At 69.9% G+C, this 18,751-nt stretch carries 15 protein-coding genes; 10 read left to right on the top strand and 5 right to left on the bottom strand.

What is annotated here, in order from left to right; translation table 11 throughout:
• Nucleotides 1–20: 20 nt before the first annotated feature.
• The 4 genes from LFM09_RS06830 (at nucleotide 21) to LFM09_RS06845 (ending at nucleotide 4,271) form a co-directional block, all read left to right on the top strand.
• Complete coding sequence (locus tag LFM09_RS06830) at nucleotides 21–1,076, top strand: LLM class flavin-dependent oxidoreductase (protein ID WP_414095421.1); 1,056 nt, start codon at nucleotides 21–23, stop codon at nucleotides 1,074–1,076.
• Between the two features lie 87 nt (nucleotides 1,077–1,163).
• Nucleotides 1,164–1,859 (top strand): aspartate/glutamate racemase family protein, encoded by a 696-nt coding sequence (locus LFM09_RS06835; RefSeq protein WP_414095422.1) that lies wholly within the window; start codon nucleotides 1,164–1,166, stop codon nucleotides 1,857–1,859.
• A 48-nt stretch (nucleotides 1,860–1,907) separates the two neighbouring features.
• A complete protein-coding gene (locus LFM09_RS06840) occupies nucleotides 1,908–3,449 on the top strand; it encodes a substrate-binding and VWA domain-containing protein (RefSeq protein WP_414095423.1) in 1,542 nt (513 codons plus the stop codon).
• 66 nt (nucleotides 3,450–3,515) lie between these two features.
• On the top strand, nucleotides 3,516–4,271 hold the full coding sequence (locus LFM09_RS06845; RefSeq protein ID WP_414095424.1) for a GAF domain-containing protein: 756 nt from the start codon (nucleotides 3,516–3,518) through the stop codon (nucleotides 4,269–4,271).
• Here LFM09_RS06845 and LFM09_RS06850 read toward each other — a convergent pair.
• Nucleotides 4,268–4,978: a class I SAM-dependent methyltransferase gene (locus LFM09_RS06850; RefSeq protein ID WP_414095425.1), complete on the bottom strand. Its 711-nt coding sequence runs from the start codon at nucleotides 4,976–4,978 to the stop codon at nucleotides 4,268–4,270. The two genes, LFM09_RS06845 and LFM09_RS06850, sit on opposite strands and share 4 nt — an antisense overlap.
• Nucleotides 4,979–5,113: 135 nt before the next feature.
• Here LFM09_RS06850 and LFM09_RS06855 point away from each other — a divergent pair, with 135 nt between their 5' ends.
• A complete protein-coding gene (locus LFM09_RS06855; protein ID WP_414095426.1) occupies nucleotides 5,114–9,127 on the top strand; it encodes an alpha-(1->3)-arabinofuranosyltransferase in 4,014 nt (1,337 codons plus the stop codon).
• Here LFM09_RS06855 and LFM09_RS06860 read toward each other — a convergent pair.
• On the bottom strand, nucleotides 9,119–10,324 hold the full coding sequence (locus tag LFM09_RS06860) for a lipopolysaccharide biosynthesis protein (protein ID WP_414095427.1): 1,206 nt from the start codon (nucleotides 10,322–10,324) through the stop codon (nucleotides 9,119–9,121). The two genes, LFM09_RS06855 and LFM09_RS06860, sit on opposite strands and share 9 nt — an antisense overlap.
• A 106-nt stretch (nucleotides 10,325–10,430) precedes the next feature.
• Between LFM09_RS06860 and LFM09_RS06865 the strand changes: the two genes are divergently transcribed.
• Genes LFM09_RS06865 through LFM09_RS06875 form a run of 3 tightly spaced genes read left to right on the top strand, consistent with a single transcriptional unit; the run spans nucleotide 10,431 to nucleotide 13,252 of the window.
• On the top strand, nucleotides 10,431–12,035 hold the full coding sequence (locus LFM09_RS06865) for a hypothetical protein (RefSeq protein ID WP_414095428.1): 1,605 nt from the start codon (nucleotides 10,431–10,433) through the stop codon (nucleotides 12,033–12,035).
• Between the two features lie 2 nt (nucleotides 12,036–12,037).
• Nucleotides 12,038–12,226 carry a hypothetical protein gene (locus tag LFM09_RS06870; RefSeq protein ID WP_414095429.1) on the top strand — a complete coding sequence of 63 codons (189 nt, stop codon included), beginning with the start codon at nucleotides 12,038–12,040 and terminating at the stop codon, nucleotides 12,224–12,226.
• Between the two features lie 3 nt (nucleotides 12,227–12,229).
• Nucleotides 12,230–13,252 carry a hypothetical protein gene (locus LFM09_RS06875; protein ID WP_414095430.1) on the top strand — a complete coding sequence of 341 codons (1,023 nt, stop codon included), beginning with the start codon at nucleotides 12,230–12,232 and terminating at the stop codon, nucleotides 13,250–13,252.
• A gap of 120 nt (nucleotides 13,253–13,372) precedes the next feature.
• On the opposite strand, the gene LFM09_RS06880 is transcribed toward LFM09_RS06875, so the two are convergent.
• The gene (locus LFM09_RS06880; RefSeq protein WP_414095431.1) at nucleotides 13,373–14,533 is read right to left on the bottom strand and encodes a glycosyltransferase family 4 protein; all 1,161 of its coding nucleotides are present in this window, start codon (nucleotides 14,531–14,533) and stop codon (nucleotides 13,373–13,375) included.
• A 64-nt stretch (nucleotides 14,534–14,597) separates the two neighbouring features.
• Here LFM09_RS06880 and LFM09_RS06885 point away from each other — a divergent pair, with 64 nt between their 5' ends.
• A complete protein-coding gene (locus LFM09_RS06885) occupies nucleotides 14,598–15,359 on the top strand; it encodes a class I SAM-dependent methyltransferase (RefSeq protein ID WP_414095603.1) in 762 nt (253 codons plus the stop codon).
• On the opposite strand, the gene LFM09_RS06890 is transcribed toward LFM09_RS06885, so the two are convergent.
• Nucleotides 15,343–16,302: a DUF3068 domain-containing protein gene (locus tag LFM09_RS06890; RefSeq protein WP_414095432.1), complete on the bottom strand. Its 960-nt coding sequence runs from the start codon at nucleotides 16,300–16,302 to the stop codon at nucleotides 15,343–15,345. The two genes, LFM09_RS06885 and LFM09_RS06890, sit on opposite strands and share 17 nt — an antisense overlap.
• Nucleotides 16,303–16,528: 226 nt before the next feature.
• Between LFM09_RS06890 and LFM09_RS06895 the strand changes: the two genes are divergently transcribed.
• Complete coding sequence (locus LFM09_RS06895) at nucleotides 16,529–17,650, top strand: hypothetical protein (RefSeq protein WP_414095433.1); 1,122 nt, start codon at nucleotides 16,529–16,531, stop codon at nucleotides 17,648–17,650.
• Here LFM09_RS06895 and LFM09_RS06900 read toward each other — a convergent pair.
• Nucleotides 17,635–18,747 (bottom strand): DUF3068 domain-containing protein, encoded by a 1,113-nt coding sequence (locus LFM09_RS06900; protein WP_414095434.1) that lies wholly within the window; start codon nucleotides 18,745–18,747, stop codon nucleotides 17,635–17,637. The two genes, LFM09_RS06895 and LFM09_RS06900, sit on opposite strands and share 16 nt — an antisense overlap.
• Nucleotides 18,748–18,751: the final 4 nt, after the last annotated feature.

The raw sequence follows: 18,751 nt of genomic DNA on the forward strand, positions 1-18,751 counted from the left end.
TTTTCCTCGAGGGGATCGGCATGGACTTCGGACTGTTCTACTTCGCCGACGACGGCGCCCGCACGGGCGACCGGTACCGGCTCCTGATCGAAGGTGCGCGGTTCGCCGACACCCACGGCTTCGCGTCGGTGTGGACGCCGGAGCGGCACTTCCACTCGTTCGGCGGCCAGTACCCGAACCCGTCGGTCACCGGCGCCGCCGTGGCCGCCGTGACCGAACGCGTGGCGATCAGGGCGGGCAGCATCGTCGCCCCGCTGCACCACCCGCTGCGGATCGCCGAGGAGTGGTCCGTTGTGGACAATCTCTCGCGCGGCCGGGTCGGCCTGTCCTTCGCCTCGGGCTGGCACGCCGTGGACTTCTCGCTGCGCCCCGAGAACTACCCGCGCCGCAAGGAAGTTCTCGTCGAGACCATGCAGACCGTGCGGTCGCTGTGGCGTGGCTCGAAGATCGACGCCGTCGACGGTGCCGGGGACCCGGTGCAGGTGGGGATCTTCCCCGCACCCGTGCAGGCGGAGCTGCCGGTGTGGCTGACGAGTGCGGGCACGCCGGACACGTTCCGGCAGGCCGGTGAGCTCGGGGCAGGGGTGCTGACCCACCTGCTGGGGCAGGACCTGGAGGACCTCGGGAAGAAGATCTCGTTGTACCGCGAGGCTTTCGCTGCCGGTTCGCACGGCGTGGCCGGCTCCGGCCATGTCGCGTTGATGCTGCACACGTTCCTGGGCACCTCGCGGGACGAGGTGCGGGAGATCGTGCGCAAGCCGTTCAGCGACTACCTGCGCAGCTCGATCAGCCTGATCGCGCGGGCGTCCGGGGACCTGCTGCCCGGGGTGAACCCCGAGGACATGGATCCCGAGGACGTCGAGTTCCTGGTGGCGCGGTCCTTTGACCGGTACTTCGACACCGGCGGGTTGTTCGGCACGGTGGAGGACGGGCTGCGGACGTTGGAGACGCTTCGGGAGATCGGGGTGGACGAGGTGGCGTGCCTGATCGACTTCGTGGGGGACACGGACGCGGTGCTGGGCAGCTTGGCGCACCTGGACGAGCTGCACCAAGCGTCGCGCCAGCTCATTCACTGACGTATCGGAAGTGCTCCGAAACTGTATTGGACGCATGGGTCAACGCGTCGCTAGCCTCCTGAACAGCCACTTCAGGGGAGCACTCGGATGAGAACCATCGGGATCGTCGGAGGTCTCGCCTGGCCCAGCTCGATCGTCTACTACCGCGTCATCAACGAGCTCGTCTCGGCGCGCCTGGGCGGTCTGCACAGCGCGAAACTCGTGCTGGCGCAGACCGACTTCGAGGAGGTCGAACGCCACCAGCGCGAAGGCCGCTGGGACGGGGTCGGCGACCTGCTGGCGGCGGAGGCGAACAAGCTCAAGGCGGCGGGCGCGGACTTCTTCCTGTTGGCCTGCAACACCGTTCACACCGCGGACGAACACATCGAGCGCTCGGTCGACCTCCCGTTCCTGCACATCGTCGACGCGACCGCGCGCGCGATCCAGGAACGGGGCTTCGGCACGGTCGGCCTGCTGGGCAGTCGCTACACGATGACCGGCGACTACTTCGTGGGCCGCCTGCAGAAGCGCTACGGCCTGAAGGTCCTCACCGCAGAGGGCGAGCACGCGGACAACGTGCACAACGCGCTGTACGAGGAACTCGCGAAGGGCGAGTTCCGGCCCGCCACCCGCGAGAAGTTCAAGGCCGCCATGGCGGATCTGGCGGCGAGAGGCGCGGAGGTCGTCGTGCTCGGCTGCACGGAGTTCGGCTTGCTCGTCCAGGACGGCGACAGTCCGGTTCCCGTGCTCGACACGACGGTCGAACACGCGCGGGCGGCGGTGGACCTGGCATTCGAGACCTGAACCGGCGAGTTCTGGATGTAGCGGTCCCCGTTGTCTATGGTGTCCGCCATGGTGCGACCACGGCGGGTGACGGCGCCCGCCGTCGGGCTTTCGGTGCTGCTCGTGTTGTCGATAGCGGGCTGGATCGGCGGCACGGTGATCATCGACCGGCTCAACGCGCCGCGGTGCACGAACCCGGTGACGGTCCGGATCACCGCTGCGCCCGCTGTCGCCCCGGCGCTCAGCGAGGCCGCCGGTGTGCCCAACGGCGACTGCTACCGGGTCGAGGTCAACGCCGAACCCGCGCGCGACACCATGACCAAGCTCGTCGGCGGCACGGGATCGCCGTCGGTGTGGGTGCCCGAGTCGACGATGTGGTTGCGGCAGGCGCGTGACGCCGGGGCGTGGCGGGTGCCGGAGGCGGGCATCTCGGTCGCGCAGTCGCCGGTCGTGCTCGCCGTCAAGGACCCGGCCAAGGGCAAGAACTGGCGGGAGCTCATCGGGCCCGGGACGAAGGCCGTCGGCGGTATCGCCGACCCGGCGAAGGACCCGGCCAGCCTGTCGGCGTTGCTCGCCATGCGCGGCTTCACCAGCGGCGAGAAGGACCCGATCGCCGCCGCGGTCGCCTCGATCCGCCCGGTGTCCGGCGACTACGCCGAGCAGGCCGACGACCTGTTCAAGAAGAACCTCGACGTCTTCCCGACCTCGGAGCAGGCGTTGGAACGGCACAACTCCACGCCCGGCGCCACCAGGCTGACGGCGGTCGCCGCGGAACAAGCCGTGCCACCGCTGGACTTCCCGTACGTCGTGCTGCCGGACGCGGGGGAGCAGGAACGCGCCGGCGCGGAGAAGTTCCTGGCACGCTTCCGATCCGACACGAGCGTGAGCGGGTTCGGGCTGCGCGCGCCCGACGACAAGGCCACCGGCCTCGACCAGAACAACGTCGACGAGACGCTGCGCATCTGGGCGGGGCTCACGCTCACCGCGCGGGTGCTGGGCGTGCTGGACGTGTCCGGCTCGATGAACCAGATCGTGCCCAGGACCGGCACCACCCGGATGACGCTCGCCGTCGCCGCGGCCGAACGCGGACTGGGGCTGTTCAAGCCCGGCACGCAGGTCGGGCTCTGGAAGTTCTCCACCAGGCTCGACGGGGACAAGGACTACAAGGAGATCATCCCGTTCGCCTCGGTCAAGGACCATCTCGCGAACGGCAACGCGATCAAGGAGATCCGGGCGACCCGCGCGACGGCCAACGGGTCCACCGGCCTCTACGACTCCACCCTGGCCGCCTACCGCGAGGCCAGGAAGAACTGGGAGCTCGGCCGCATCAACATCGTCGCGATCATGACCGACGGCCGCAACGAGGACCCCGACTCCATCAGCCAGAAAGAGCTGCTGGAGGAGCTGGGCAAGCTCCAGGACAAGCGCCGGCCGCTGCCCGTCATCGCGATCGGCATGGGGCCGGACGTCGACGTCGACGAGCTGACGCGGATCGCCGACGCGACCGGCGGCCGGGCGTTCACGACCGTCGACCCCGCCGGCATCAGCGACATCTTCGCGCAGGCCCTGAGCACGATGCTCTGTCAGCCGCCGGCCTGCCGACCTCAATAGAGGTTCCTGCGGCTCGCCGCTGGTGCAACACTGGTCGCGAACGCCGCGGTGAGACGGGTGATGCCGATGAACCGGAGCCAGAACCTGCCGGAGCTGCTCGAACAGGCTCAGGCGGCGTACCACGGCATCGCGGATCCGCCGGGCCTGCGCAGGGGCGACGCACCGCTCACCGCCCTGTTGCCGCGGCTGCTGGACGACGCGCTGTCGCTGACCGGAGCCGACTTCGGGAACGTCCAGCTGCTGAACCCCGTGACGGGCGCGCTGCGCATCGTGACGCAGTCCGGGTTCGGCGACCGGTTCATCGATCACTTCGCGGTGGTGCAGGACGACAACTCCGCGTGCGGCCGCGCCGCCACGAAACGCGCGCAGATCGTCATTCCCGACGTCGACGAGGACCTCGGGTTCACTCCACACCGCGAGGTCGCGGCGGCGGCGGGTTTCCGCGCCGTGCAGTCCACACCGCTGGTCGCTCCCTCCGGCCGCCTGGTCGGCATGATCTCGACCCACTTCCGGTACGCCCACCGGCCGCAGGAGCTCGACCTGCGCAGGATGGAGCGGCACGCGGGCTCGGCGGGACGGGCGATCGCGAGCCGCCTCGGCGTGTCCGGCCCCGCCGCTGGCTCACCCGCCGACGACCTGATCGCGGGTCTGTCGAAGAAGCTGTTCGCCGCCGGGTTGAGCGTGGCGAGCGCGCGCAGCATCCTGCGGGGAGGCCCGGCGGACGACCGGCTGGTCACCGCGATCGAGGAGATCGACGACGTGATCCGGGACCTCCACCTGATCATGCTGGACCGGCTCGCGGCGAACGAACAGGCCCTCTAGTACGGGTCGTACGGGCTGGAGTGGCCGAACATCCTCGCCACCGGCCGCAGCCGTAGCCGCAGCAGCACCTTGATGAACACGTTGCGCAGGAACCAGGGCATCTCGGCGAGCACGCGCCTGCGGTCGGCCCAGCTCGGTTGCGCCAAACGGAAGCGCGCCAACGAGCCCGCCCGGTCCACGTAGACGTACCGCTTGCCGCACAACACCTTCACCAGAATGCCGCTGGTGACCCCGATCGACGAGAACGCGTCGTGCACCAGGATCTCGCCGTTGGGCACGAGGTTCGACGACCACAGCATGTCGTCGGTGTAGGTCCAGTAGTCGTGCTTGCCGTCGATGTAGAGCAGGTCGATGCGCTCGTCCCAGCGCTTGCGCAACACCGTGCTGTACTCGGCTTCGAGCCGCACGACGTCCGTCAGGCCCGCGCGGGCGACGTTCTTCTCGAACCGGGTCCGCGTGGGCGTGCCGCCGAACAGCTTGCCCTCGACGAACGGGTCGACCGCGACCACCGTCGCCCCGACCGACCGGGCCGCGATGCCCAGCACGGTCGTGGATCGGCCCTGGTGGCTGCCGATCTCGACGATCTTCGCGCCGGGGCCGAGCCGCAGTGCCGCTGTCCACAACATCGTCGCCTGGTCAACTGTCAACCAGCCGGGCACCTGGTCGCCCAGTTCCCACGCCTGTTCGAACGTCGCCGAAGAAGTCATCGCCACCTGCCTGAGCGCGCCCCAGAACCAATGTGGAGGCTCAAGATAGCGATCCTCGCCCCTGGGCACTACCCAGTGGTAACTTCCTCCGCCATCAAGAGCCTGAAGATCGCACACCGGAATCCGACAACGTGGGTGCTCATCGCACTCACGGTGCTGTCGTTCGCGCAGAGGTTCGGCACGGCCACCTTCGACACGAAACTCGACCTGGCCGTCAACCCGCTGGGGTTCATGGCGCGGGCCCTCCACCTGTGGAATCCCGCCGCGACGGGCGGCGAGCTGCAGAACCAGGCCTACGGCTACTTCTTCCCGATGGGGCCGTTCTTCGCGATCGGCCAGATCCTCGGGTTGCCCGCGTGGATCACCCAACGTCTCTGGTGCGCGGTTCTGCTCTGCCTCGCCTTCTACGGCGTGCTGCGGCTGGCCCGCGCGCTCAACATCGGCCACGAACCGACCCGCTACGCCGGTGCGATCGCCTACGCGATGGCGCCGCGGGTGCTGACCGAGATCGGACCGCTGTCGTCGGAGATGCTGCCGGCGGTCATGTTGCCGTGGGTGCTGCTGCCGCTGGTGCTGGCGAACAAGATCGGCTCGCCGCGCAAGGCGGCCGCGCTGTCCGCGCTCGCCGTGCTGGGCATGGGCGGCATCAACGGCGCGATGGTCGTCATGGCGCTCGTGCTGCCCGGTATCTGGCTGCTGACGCGCGAGTGGAACCGCGAGCACGTGAAGCTGGTGCTGTGGTGGGCCGGCTGCGTCATCGCGGTGGCGCTGTGGTGGATCGTGCCGCTGCTGCTGCTCGGCCGGTACAGCCTGCCGTTCCTGGACTACATCGAGTCCGCGGCGAACACGACCGCGCCGATGTCGTTGTTCCAGGTGCTGCGCGGGACGAACCAGTGGGTCGCGTACGTGCTCCAGGGCGAACCGTGGTGGCCCAACGGGTTCGTGCTCGTCGACAACCCCGTGCTGATGGCGGGCACCGCGCTGGTGGCGCTGGTCGGCGTCGTCGGACTGGCGCGGCTCGGGTTGCCGGAACGCCGGTTCCTGGTGCTGGGCACGCTGGCCGGACTGACCCTGCTGACCGTCGGGTACGTCGGCTCGCTCGACTCGCCGCTCGCCGAGACGGTGCGCGACCTGCTGGACGGGCCGCTCGCGCCGCTGCGCAACGTGCACAAGTTCGAACCTGTGCTGCGACTCTGCCTGATCCTCGGGTTCGTCCACGGCCTGCACCTCTCGCGGCCGACCGGGATGCGCGCGGCTCCCGAACGCTGGCGGCGCCGGGTCCGCATCGGTGTCGCCATGCTGCTGATCGCCGTCGTCGCGGCACCGGCGTGGCTGCTCACCCTGCGGCCCGGTCTCGGCTGGTCGGACGTGCCGGGCCACTGGCGCGAGGCCGCGTCGTGGCTGTCCGAACAGGACAGTCGGGCGCGGACGTTGATGTTGCCCGCCACCGGTTTCGGCCAGTACACCTGGGGCAGGACGGTGGACGAGCCGATGCAGGCGCTCGCGGAGTCCCCGTGGGCCGTGCGCAACCAGGTCCCGCTCGGGTCCGAGGGCAACACGCGGTTCATGGACGCTGTCAACGACGCGATCTCCGACGGTCGCGGCTCCGCGGGCCTGGCCGACTTCCTCGCCCGCGGTGGGTATCGGTTCTTGTTGTTGCGCAACGACATCGCGCGCGAGGCCACCGGAGCACCGCCGCTTGCCGTGCTGCGTCAGGGACTCCAGGGTTCGGCCGGTGTCGAGCGCGTCGCCGAGTTCGGGCCCGAGGTCAAGATGAGCGACCAGAAGCTCGTCAGCTCGGTCGATGCCACGGTGAGCGCGCGATCGTTGGAGATCTACGAGGTCAAGCGGCAGGTCCCGGTCGTCACCGCGGTCAACGCGGCGGACATCCCGACCGTGAGCGGCGGGCCGGAGTCGTTGCTGCCGTTGCTTTCGCAGGGGCTGATCAAAGTCGACCAGCCGGTGATCCTCGCCGGCGACGCGACCGGGGAGTCCGGTGAACTGCTCGTCACCGACGGACTGCGGCGCAAGGAACGCAACGTCGGCCGGGTCTCGGACAACCTCAGCCAGACGATGTCCGCCGACGAGGCCTCCCGGCAGGGACGTGTCGCGCTGGACGTGTCACCGTTCCAGGACGTCGGACACCAGACCGTGGCGGAGTACCGCGGCATCCGGACCGTCCGCGCGTCCACCTCGACCGCGTACGCCGACGCCGCCGGTGCGATCGACCCGGCGAACTCCCCGTTCGCGGCCGTGGACGGCGACGGCGGGTCGGCGTGGCACTCGTCCAGCTTCACCGGGGCCGTTGGGCAGTGGCTGGAACTGGAGCTCGACACCCCGCGCTCGGTCGGCGAGGTGACGCTCGACCTGGTCGACGACCTGCGCGTCGGGTGGACGGTCAACCGCGTCCGGATCACCACGGACACCGGGGAGTCCGAGCACGACGTGCCGCCCGGCCCCGGCCCGCACAAGTTCGCCGTCCAGCCGGGGCTGACCAGCACCGTGCGCGTGACGATCACCGGTCTCGCGGCCGGTCGGCAGGACGGCAACGTCGGCATCAAGGAGCTGAGCGTGCCGGGCACCACGGCACAGCGGGCACTCCGCGTGCCGAACGACCGGAAGGCGGCGCGGCCGGGCTTCTCGTTCACGCGTGGCAGCCAGTCCCGCTCCGCCTGCTACCGGACCGCTGACGCCGTGCGGTGCGACGCGACCCTGTCCCGGTTCGGCGAGGAGGTCACCGGTCTCACCCGGCTGTTCCGCACCTCGGCCGACGGGAAGTTCGCGGTGAACGCCACCGTGGTGCCGGCTGCCGGTGCCAAGAACCCGGTACTGCCCGGCGGGGTCACCGTGACCGGCACGACCTCGCTCGCGGGCGACGTGGCGGCGAGTGCGCTGTACGCCGTCGACGGTGATCCCGGCACGTCGTGGGTGCCGGACGTGACCGACCTGAAGCCGACGCTCACGCTGGCGTGGCAGGGAAAGCGGACCCTGGAGGAGTTCCGGATCGAGGGCGCCAAGGTGCCCGCGGTGATCGAGGTGCGCACCGACGCGGGCACCGAGGTCGCGCGCATCGGCCAGGACGGCATCGCGAAGATCAAACCGGCGACCACCGAGAAGCTCGAGCTCGCCGTGCGCGAGGCCGGCGGTCTGGGGCCTGCCGAGATCGGCGAACTTCGCGTGCCCGCGCTGGAGGGCGTGCTGAAGCCGGTTTCCGCGGAGACGCCGTTCACCGTGCCGTGCGGGCAGGGGCCGGTGATCGAGATCGACGGCAAGAAGATCACCAGCTCGGTGTCCGGGGTGCTCGGGGACGTGGCTCGGCACCGCCCGCTGAAGGCGACGCTGTGCGACGACGACCTGGCGACCGCGCTGGAACTGCCGGCCGGTGACCACGTGCTGACGACGTCGCGCTCGGAGTCGTTCGTGGTGCAGGACGTGTCGGTCGCCCACCTCGAACTGCCGAAGCCAGCCGCGACGCACCGGGAGGTCAGCGTTGGCACCTGGGACGTGACCGAACGCGAGGTCACCGTGGCGGCGGGAGCCAAGGCGTTGCTGGTGGTGCCGGAGAACGTCAACGACGGCTGGACCGCGACGTTGAACGGTCAGGTGCTGGAGAAGACGCGGGTCGACGGGTGGCAGCAGGCCTGGGTGCTGCCCGAGGGCGACGGCGGCGTGGTCACGCTGGACTTCGTGCCGGACGCCCGTTATCGGCTCGGTCTGCTGGTCGGCGTGCTGGGCGTGCTCGCGGTCGTCGCGCTGGCCGTGGCTCCGGTGCGGAGGCGGGTGACGTTCGTGCTGCCGTCGCGCAGCCGGTGGCTGGTGGTCGCGATGCTCGTGCTGCTGGCGGTGCTCGGCGGGATGCTGCCGATCGTGGCGCTGATCGCCTGCCTGCTGGCGCGGGAGTTCTGGGCGGCGGCGCCGAAGGTGGTCGCGCTGAGCGGGGTCGCGTTCGGTTCGGGGGTGGCGGTGCTCGGTCGGCTGCTGGGCAACGGTCAGGAGTGGGCCTACCTGCCGGTGGTGCAGGCCTCGTTCCTGGTGGCGGTGTCGGCGGTGGTGGCGGCCTCGTTCCGGCCGTTCGGTCCGCAGCACAGAGCCCAGCCCGAGGAAGACGCTGAGCAGACCGCGCCGGTGGAGCCGGTCGCGTCAGGCTGACCTCATCACGCTTTCCCGCGTGCTGCTTGACCTCGTGCTGCGAGCCTCGATCACCGCACCGGCGACTACCAGCCCCGCAGTGGCCAGCAGCGCTCCGGTCACCACCTGAGTGACGGAACCGTTGAGCCACTGCGTGATCAGCACGATCTCGGCACCGACCGCGATCCACACCGCTAGCGTCGACCGCCGGTCACCGCTGGCGATCCGCGAGAACAGCAGCAGCTGCACCAACGCCAGGAACGACCCGACAAGAGCGAACTGCCACAGCGGAATCGCGTTCCCGTGGTAGTTCGCACCACCGATCAGTGAGACCCCCAACGGCCCGAACAACGCGCAGCCCACGACGACCAACGCGTCCAGCCCCGCACACACCGCCAAGGCCTTCGGCAGCATGCGGCGGCGTTCATCGGGGCACGCCATGCGGGGCAACAACAGCACCCCGACGGCCTGCGGCAACCAGTACGCGATCTTCGTGACGACCGCACCGACCGCGTACCCACCGGCCTGGTCCGCGAGTTGATGCCGCGCCAGCACCAGATCCAGGTTCACCAGCAGCACCAACGCCAGCATCGCCTGCGATGCGTGCATCACCTCGGCACCACCAAGAGGCCGAGCCGGGCGAGGCCGCCCGCACAACGTCCACCCGGCCACCACGACCAGGAACGAGCCGACAGCCGTGCCCGCCAGCACCGAGGTCGACGAGGGGGAGATCACCAGCCCGGCCACACCGCCGCCGACCTTGCCGAGCCCCTCCAGCGACACCAGCAACGCCAGCGCGCCGAACCGTTGCGAGCCCTGCAGCAGGCCGTGCAGCAGACCGAGAACCGTGAGCGGGGCCAAGGACAGCGCGAGCCACACGACCGGCCACGGGCCGTCCAGGTGCAGCAGGCGGGCGAGCAAAGGCACGAGGGCCAGCGTCAGCACGGTCATGCCCGCGCTCACGCTCAAGCCGAGGCCGAACAGGGGACGCGGGCCGAGGTCGCGCACGCGCAGCGCGGCGACGGTCTGCAGGCTCATCGCCGGCACCACGCCGATGACCACGAGCGCGAGCAACGCGGAAAGTTCGCCGAACACCGCGGGCGCGAGCACCCGCGCGGCCGCGATCGTCAGCACGTAGCTGGCCGCGTTGGCGCCGAGCAGCGCGCCGGTGATCAGCAGTGCGTCCAGGCGCGAAGTCGTGGTCGTCGGAGCGGACACGCATGGTCCTTCCGGTGGCAGGGTGTGCCGCAGGGGTACTACCCGTCGGTACTACTGGCCGGTAGTTTCGGCGACTGTAGCCCCGGCGCGACCGGAGAGGGAGCAAGTGCGGCCGAACGGACTGAAGCTCTACGCCACGTGCGCGGCACTGGCCCTCGCCGCTCTGGCCCCGGTGCTGCTGCCCGGCTACGTCCTCGTCTACGACATGGTCTTCACGCCCGAGCAGCCGCTCAACGCCGCGGCGTTCGGGCTCGGCGACGCGTTGCCGCGCGCGGTGCCGGTGGACGCCGTGGTCGCGCTGATCACCCAGGTCGTTCCTGGTCAGCTGGTGCAGAAGGTGGCGCTGTTCGCGATCGTGTTCGCCGGTGCGCTGGGTGCCGGACTGCTCGTGCCGACGGACAAGACCGGCGTGCGGATCGTCGCCGCGGTGGCCTACTCGTGGAACGCCTACGTCGCCGAACGGCTCTTCATCGGCCACTGGACCCTGTTGCTCGGGTACGCGGCCCTGCCGTGGGTCGCCATGGCCGGCCTCAAGATGCGCAACGGCGAACCGCACGCGTGGACGCGGCTAGTGCTCGCGAGCCTGCCCGCGGTGCTCTCGGCACCAGGCGGGATCCTCGCGCTGGGCACGGCGCTGGTCACCGCGGGACGCCGGAGAACGTGGCAGGTGCTGGCGATCGGCGTGGTCCTCAACGCGCCCTGGTGGGTGCCCTCGTTGCTGCACAACGGACTCTCCGACCCGGCCGGTGTCGAGGCGTTCAGCGCGCGCGGCGAGAACTGGGGCGGGCCGGTGCTCAGCGTGCTGGGGTTGGGCGGGATCTGGAACAGCGACGTCGTGCCCGCGAGTCGCGCCAACCCGATGCTCCCCGTGATCACCCTGCTGCTCGTGGGCGCCGCGGTCTACGGGCTCAAAGAGCTGTCGAAACGCATGCCCGTGTGGCCGCTGGCGGGTCTGGGCGTGCTCGGGGTGCTCCTGGCCCTGTTCGCCGTGCTGCCGGGCGGTGTGGCCGGGCTGGAGGCGTTGATCGAGCACGTGCCGGGCGCCGGGCTGCTGCGCGACAGCCAGAAGTGGGTGGCGTGGTGGGCGCTGCCGTTGGCGCTCGGGCTCGCCGTCGCCGCGGAACGGCTGCGCGGGCGGATGGTCGTGGCCGTGCTGCTGCTCGGGATGCTGCCGGACCTCGCCTGGGGCGGGTTCGGGCGCCTCGAACCGGTCGACTACCCGCCGGACTGGGCCGCCGTGCGCGAAAAACTCGTCGACCAGCCCGGCGACGTCGCCGTGTACCCGCTGTCGGCGTTCCGCAGGTTCGACTGGAACGACCAGCGCACCCAGCTCGACCCCGCGCCCCGCTACCTGCCCGGCACGACCGTCGTGGACGACCAGCTGTCCGTCAGCGGGCGGATCGTGGCGGGGGAGGACCAACGGGCGGCGAAGCTGCGCACCGGCGATCTGAGCGGCATCGGCTGGGTGCTGGTGGAGCACGGGACGCCGGGCCGGGTGGACGAGAACCTGCTGGCACGGCTGGAGAAGGTGCACGACGGCCCGGAGCTGGCCCTGTACCGGGTGCCGGGAGCAGTACCGGCTGCACCGAACGGCCCATCCGCTGCACCCGTTGTGCTGGCCTGGATCGCGGCTGGGTCACTGATCGGCGTCAGCCTGTTGTGGAGACGGTTACCCGTCGGTAGATTCGCCCCACCCCAACGTGAGGAGTAGTCGTGGGCCTGGTTTCGTTCCTGGTCGCGGTCGTCGCCGGGGCGGCGTTCGCCGGCGGCGTCGGCATGGTCGTCGTCGACCGCAACCACCCGGACAAGGTGATGGAGCGGGCGCAGGAGGAGCTGGTGGAGCAGGGGCAGAAGGTGCAGCCCGCGTTGACGCCGAAGGTGCTCGACTACGGCAACCGCTGACCGGTGCCCGTCGGTTTCTCCGGGGACCCCGCGGCCACCTGGAGCATCCTGCTGGAAGGGGGCCTGCGCGAGACGCCGGACCCCGCGACCGTGGCCGCGCGGATGTCCCGAGCCTCCGACGCGTATCCGAACCTCGGTCCGGCCGCCGTCGTGCGCCTACCGTCCGATTGGGACGCCACGCGCGCCGAGTTCGCCGACAGTCGTTACCACGAGGGCGATCCGCTGGTGCGGGTCGCCCTCGCTGGCGACCGGCTGCTGATCGCCGCGCACCACGGCGCGGTCGACGGGCTCGGCCTGGTCGCGTTGCTCGGCATCGCACTCGGCGCACCCGTGCACAGCTCGGCGACCGGTGTGGCCGGGCGAACCCCCGACCGCCCGTACCTCCTCAACGCTCTGGATCGGCTGCGCGAGGCCGTGTGGACGCCTCCCACGCGCATCGAGGCCTCCTTGCGCGGCAAGGACTCCGGCGACCACCTGGTGTCCCGCGAGATCCCCCGGACCAAGGTGGGCAGCGTCCGGCTCACCACCGCCGCGCTGGACACGACGCGGCGGTGGAACGCCTCGCGCGGGGTGCCTCACAGCCGCGTGGTCGCCGCGATCGGCGCTTCCTGGCGTGCGGGTACCGATCCGCGTCCTGAGGACGGCAGCGCCCTGCTGAGGCTGCGGCTGCCCGCGAGGGCGGACGAGAACGACGTCCGCGCGCTGCTGGCGGGCGCGGCGCCGGAAACCGGGTTCCCGAGCAAGCGCAACCCCGTGGCACGGCTGGGAATGCGGCTGCTGGCGGCCCGGCTCGGCTCCACGTTCCTCGTGTCGAACCTCGGCGTCGTCGACGCGGACGTCCGTGCGCTGCGCTTCTTCCCCGCAGCCAGCGGCCGGTCGGGGGTCGCGTTCGGCGTGGTGACGACAGGGGAGGTCACCACGGTCACGGTGCGCGCGCGGCGCAGGGACTTCGGTGCCGACGACGCCGCCGGGTTGTTGGACCTGTTGTGTGGTGCGGTTCTCGCCGGTCAGGGCGCGTCGCGGTAGTGGGGCCGGAGCGCTGACGCCGCCGTCGGGCTGCTCGACCTGTTGTGTGGTGCGGTTCTCGCCGGTCAGGGCGCGTCGCGGTAGTCGGGCCGGAGCGCCGACGCCGGGCTGCTCGACCTGCTATGCGATGCGGTCCTGACGGGCCAGGGCGCGCCGCGGTAGGCGTTCGGGCAGCCCGAGCTCGCTGTGCAGGACGCTCTCGAACGCGTCGAGGCTCTCCTCCCAGCTGAACTCCCTCGCGCGCTGACGGCCCGCTGCGCCCATCGCCTTGCGCATCGGCTTGTCCCGCAACAGCTTGTCCGTGTGCCGCACGAAGTCGTCGAAGTCCTCGGCGAGCAGACCGGTGCGGTGTTCGACGATCGCCTCGGCCACACCACCCGCGGAGCGGTACGCGACCGTGGGCACGCCGTGCGAGGCGGCCTCCATGATCACGATGCCCCAGCCCTCCTTGACCGACGGGCACAGGTGCACCCACGCCCCGGCGAGGATCTCGTGCTTGGTCTGCTCGTCGACCCAGCCGTGGATGACCACGCTGTCCTGGACGCCGCGGTCGATCGCGTGCTGGGTCAGCACGTCCTTCCACGGGCCGTCACCGACGAGCTCCAGCCGCAGGTCCGGCCACTTCGGACGGAGCCGCGCGACCAGGTCGATCGCGTGCTCCAGCCGCTTGTGCGGAACCAGCCGGGACACCGCGACGAGGACCGGTTTCCCGTTGCGGCGAGCCGTCACCGCGGGCGGCGCGTCCAGCCCGTTCGGCACGACGGCCGTGCGGCGCAGCTCGATGCCAAGTTGTCCCAGCTCGTCGCGCGTCACGTTGGAAACCGTGATGTAGCGGCACTTCCGGTACAGGCGAGGTGCCAGCCAGGACTCGATCCACCAGCCGATCCGGCCGAAGAACGGGCCGAGCGCGCTGTGCCACTGCTCGCGGTGCACGTGGTGCACCAGCACGAGGACCGGGCAGCGCGCGACCAGGCGGCTGAAGAACGGCATCCCGTTCTGCACGTCCACGATGACGTCCGCGTCGGAGCGCAGGATCGCCAGGAGGGCGTGCAGGTAGACGGTGAACTTGTTGCCCCGCCTGCGGAAGCGGACGCCGGCCACCCAGTCGCCCAGCGGGGCGCGACCGTGGTCGGCGCACTGGATCGCGACCCGGTAGCCGAGCTGCACCAGCCCCTCGGCGATGCGTTCGACGTACCGCTCGGAACCGCCGCCCTCGGGGTGTCTGGTGTCGCGCCAATTCACCAGCAGAATGCTCGGCCGGTTATCGGTGGAACGCGACATCTACCTCTCCCGGATGCTAGGTTACCGCCAGGTAGCCATGGTAGACGGAATGCGGGAGATAGCAATGGTCGAGATCGGTTCAGTTTCGGCCCGAGAAAGTTCGCACAGGCCAACCTTCAAGCGATCTGTTCGCCTTTTTCGCGCATTCCTGAAAGAGCAGTCCGACCCGGACCACTTCTATCAAATCCTGGCTGACGACTCAGTCAGTCAGGTGTCTTCCTATGTGTCTCTGCGTGGTGCGGTCGTGCTGGACGTCGGTGGCGGACCCGGCTACTTCGCCGAGGCGTTCCGCGCGGCCGGCGCCCGCTACGTGGGTCTGGACCCGGACGTCGGCGAGCTGTCCGCCCGCGGCGAGCCCGACCCCGGCATGATCCGCGCCAGTGGCACGGCGCTGCCGTTCCGCGACGGCTCGGTGGACGTCTGCTACTCGTCCAACGTCCTGGAGCACGTCGACGACCCGTGGTTGATGCTGGCCGAGATGGTGCGCGTGACCAGGCCCGGAGGCACGATCTTCATGTCGTACACGCCTTGGTACTCGCCCTGGGGCGGTCACGAGACCGCGCCCTGGCACTTCCTCGGCGGTGACTACGCGCGACGGCGCTACGAGCGCCGCAACGGCAAACCGCCGAAGAACTCCTTCGGTACTTCCCTGTTCCCGGTGAGCGTCGGGGCGGTCCAGCGGTGGGCTCACCGCCAGACCGTCGCCGACGTGGTCGAGACGTTCCCCCGGTACCACCCGTCGTGGGCGAAGTGGATCACCCGCGTCCCGGGGGTCCGGGAGATCGCCTCGTGGAACTTCGTGGTCGTGCTCAGGCGACGTGCTTAGGCCGCCGCGCGAACGCTCCCAGCAGAATTCCTGCCAGCAGCAGCACCACGCCGACAGAAAGCAGGACAATCGGTCCGGTGCTGCTGATCAGGTTCAATTTGTCACGTGCCTCGGTGGCACGTTCCACTGATTCCTTGACCGTTTTCTCGTTGAACGTCAGGGTGCCCTCGATCAGCACCGTGCCGTCTTTGCCGTCCGGTCCGACCAGCACCTGTCGCTGCTGTTCCGAACCCTTGACGATGATTCCGCTGGTCGGCTCCACCCACATCGTCCGGGTGTTCTGGTAGAACCGCTCGGCCTTGACCGAAGGCGTCTCGGGCTGGTTCACCAGGCTGCCCGGCACCTCCTGGTCACGCATCTTGGTCCGCGGGATCTTCTGCACGAACTTGTAGACCTCAAGTCCGCCGAGCTGCTCGGTGCCCTCGTACTTCGCCGTCGACGCCTTGCGCACGGTGGTGTCGAAGTACTTGTAGTCCTGAGGCTCGGTCCCGAACGGGAACTTGTAGTTCAGGCCTTCCTGGCGCACCGCCTTGTCTTCTGCCGTCGGACCCTTCTCGTTGTCCGTCACGTACTGCTGGCTGCACTTCTCCAGCGCCATGTTCGTCCGCCGGTCGAGGCACACGCGGTGCTCCAACGCGGAGACGAGCTGGTCGTTGGCGTCGGTGACCACGAGGCCCTGGTCCCAGACCATGACGTCGCCACCCGACTTGCCGTCGGGCAGCACCCGGTTGCTCTCGACCTTGCGCGTGGCGGTGAGCTGCGCGTCCTTGACGACGAGATCCTTGGGGTAGAACACCTTTGCGGCACCTTCCGCAACGGATTCCGTCTTCTGGTCGAGCGGCACGAGGGCGAGCTCGGGGTACACGTAGAAACGCAGCACTGCTCCGAGCGCCAGCGAGAAGATGCCCAGTCCTACCAGTACGAGGCTCGCGACACGACGCACCCGAACTCCTTTTAGACGTGAGATGGACGTCACAGTGGCGTGCAAACTACCGGACAGTAACCTCTGCGCAACCCCCTGACCGGGGTGACAGAAGTCATCTTGATCGGTCCGCGTGATGAAAGCAGCTACTCGGCCGCCGAACTGCAGGCCCGTTCGGCGGAACCCCTGCTGTCAAACGGGTAGCAGCCAGGCGACTCATCGGCAACGAGGCCGGAGGAAGAGACACGTGGAAGAAACCCCTGTGTGGTATCCGGGAGCAGCGGACCAGGCCCGACTGCTCGCCGGTGGTACGACCAGCGCAGCAGAACTCCTTGCGACGGCTGAAGATCGGCTCGCCTCCCTGCGAGAGGTTTTCACAGATGTCGATTTGACGTCCGCCCGGCGCAGTGCCCGTGAGGCCGATCGGCGGCTGGCCCGCGGCGAACGCGGTGGGCTGCTCGGCCTGCCGATGGCGGTCGAGGACTCCCTGCCGCAGGCGGCATCCGGCGTTCTCACCGCTGCCGGCGCTGTCGTGATCGGACGGACGTCCGCGGCGGAGAGACATCGCAACCCGGCTCCGTCGGACGCGTTGCTGGACCTGCGGGTGTCCGGTTCGGCGGTCGCCGTAGCTTCCGGCGTGGTGACCGCTGTGCTGGCTCGCCGGGCCCCGGGAGCGGGCCAGGTCCCTGCCGGTGCCGCGGGTGTCGTCGGCTTCGAGACCTCGGGCGGAGCCGGTGTGCTGGCCCGCAACGTCGCCGACGTGTCCCACGTGCTCTCCGGTCTGGGCTGGCAGGTCAAGCCCGGGAATCGTCCACTGAGGATCGGGGTGTCGTTGCGCGGCGTCTCGGTGTCCACCAGGACGCGCGCGCCGATGCGGCGTGCGGTCGACGACGTGGCCGCGCTGTTGTCGTTGCACGTCAAGGAGGTTGTGGATCACGACCCGCACCTGGCCAGCGAGTCCCGGCTGCTGCTGGCGCCCCATCTGACCGCGGGCCGGCGCGAGCTGGAGTTCCTCGGCCGGATCGTGCCGTCGCCGTTCAAGGGCATCTGCCGGGCGATGCGGGCCGCGGAACGCACGATGCTGGACCAGATGTTCGCCGGTGTCGACGTGCTCGTGACGCCCGGCTACACCGGCCCGGCTGAAACCAAGTCGCTGCCCGGAGGCATGTTGGTGCGCAACGGCGACACCTCGCCGTTCGCGCCGCTGTGGCGGGTGAGCGGCTACCCGGCGGTGTCCGTGCGGGCGGGCTGGGACCGCGACGGCAACCCGTTGCCGGTGACCCTGATCGCGGTACCGGCGGCGGAGGGCGCTCTGCTCGACGTCGCGCGGATCATCGAGGCGCAGCAGGAGGTTCATCGCAGTCCGTAGTCGACGTTGGTGGACGAGACGACGTTCTTCAGGTCGAGTGAGCTGTCGGGGTCGCTGGCGTTGGTGACCCCGACGGTGATGCCACCGGCGAGGGCAGCGCCGATCACCAGCGCCAGCCCGGCGGCGAGGAAACCGCTGCGGTGGCGCAACAACAGCACCAGCGCACCCGCGACCAGCACCGCGCCGAAGATCCACAGGATCACCGGCAGGGTGGTGATCACGAACAGGAACGGCCGGTTCTTCTTGACCTCGTCGACGTTCGCGGTCACCGACGCCTCGGTCAGCCGCAGCTCGCCGTCGAACGCGTAGGTGCCCTCGCCCTCCGCCTGCGTCGCGGTGCGCAGTTCCTGCTTGATGTCCTCGCGCACCGAGAGCACCGCGCCGGTGGTGGGCTCGACCAGCAGCGTGCGGGTGACGCCGTAGTACTGCGTGACGTCCACGGACGGTTCGGCGAGGCCGACCATCTCGCCCGGCACCTCGAACTTCCCGATCTCCGTCGGCGGGATCGTGTGCACGAACCGGTACACGTCGAGTCCCTGCAGGAGCTGCTCGCCGTCGAACTGGATCGAAGCGGGTGCCTTGAGAACCGTGTCGTACCAACTGTAGTCGCGCCGTTCGGTGTCGAACGGGAACACGAAGTTGAGCCCGGGGTGCAGCAGTTCGTCGCCGGTGGGCAACATCCGCTTGCCCTGCTCGGTCTCGTAGAACTCCCCGTGGCACGGCGCGACGGCCTCACCGGTGCGGCGGTCGAGGCAGATCTTGCGGACCTCGGCGCTGAGCACGAGGTCGTCGGCCTCCTCCTTGACCAGCGTCGCCCGCTTCCACACGGTGATGTCGCCGCCCGGCTCCACCTCCGGCGCCGCGAGGTCGCCCTCGACGTGCGTCGTGGCGGTGAGCCTCAGGCCGTGGCGGAGCTCGGGGAGCTTGCCCGGCGGGTAGACGATGGCGGTGACGCCCTCGCCCTCGGAGATCGAGACGTTGTCGATGTTGTGCTGCAACTTGGCGAGGAAAGGGTGGGTGTGCAGCTGCAGCACCAGCCCGGTCGCGACAGCGAATGCGCCCAGGCCGAACAGGACGACTACGACGACGGTTCGCACGTGT

Origin of the sequence: Lentzea alba (assembly GCF_047445655.1) — a bacterium.
GTDB classification, from domain to species: Bacteria; Actinomycetota; Actinomycetes; order Mycobacteriales; family Pseudonocardiaceae; genus Lentzea; species Lentzea alba_A.

What these genes read in the sequence shown, in the direction of transcription:
- LFM09_RS06850 (WP_414095425.1), bottom strand. Translation starts at nt 4,978, where the DNA reads ATGACTTCTTCGGCGACGTTCGAACAGGCGTGGGAACTGGGCGACCAG.
- LFM09_RS06845 (WP_414095424.1), top strand. Translation starts at nt 3,516, where the DNA reads ATGAACCGGAGCCAGAACCTGCCGGAGCTGCTCGAACAGGCTCAGGCG.
- LFM09_RS06830 (WP_414095421.1), top strand. Translation starts at nt 21, where the DNA reads ATGGACTTCGGACTGTTCTACTTCGCCGACGACGGCGCCCGCACGGGC.
- LFM09_RS06880 (WP_414095431.1), bottom strand. Translation starts at nt 14,533, where the DNA reads ATGTCGCGTTCCACCGATAACCGGCCGAGCATTCTGCTGGTGAATTGG.
- LFM09_RS06835 (WP_414095422.1), top strand. Translation starts at nt 1,164, where the DNA reads ATGAGAACCATCGGGATCGTCGGAGGTCTCGCCTGGCCCAGCTCGATC.
- LFM09_RS06885 (WP_414095603.1), top strand. Translation starts at nt 14,598, where the DNA reads ATGGTCGAGATCGGTTCAGTTTCGGCCCGAGAAAGTTCGCACAGGCCA.
- LFM09_RS06840 (WP_414095423.1), top strand. Translation starts at nt 1,908, where the DNA reads ATGGTGCGACCACGGCGGGTGACGGCGCCCGCCGTCGGGCTTTCGGTG.